Annotated in this window: 1 protein-coding gene; it reads right to left on the bottom strand. The window is 65.0% G+C overall.

The genetic code is table 11. The annotated features are described in order from the left end of the window. On the bottom strand, nt 1-260 hold a 260-nt coding region (locus AC5Y36_RS25915; RefSeq protein WP_500043835.1), incomplete at both ends, for a transposase.

Here is a 260-nt window from a genome sequence, read left to right as displayed (position 1 = left end):
CGTTGCCGGCGCCGAGGATGAGGTCTCCTTCCCAGTGGCCTGGGATCGCCCGGTCCTGCGCCTCGGCGGGACGTTTGCTGATGTTGACCATGCCCGCCTTGAACCGGCCACGATCCTCGATCGGTTTGCGGCCCTGCGGCTTTCGTTTCTCCCGGCCGGAGCGCAACGCGGATTTCAGCTCCCTGCCCAACCCCCCGCGAGCCTGGACATACATGGCCTGATAGATCGTTTCGTGTGACACCCACATCTCCGGATCGTCG

Source organism: Mycobacterium sp. NGS50, from assembly GCF_059812545.1.
Note: the sequence above shows the minus strand (reverse complement) of the source record. Positions and strands in the feature narration are given on the sequence as shown.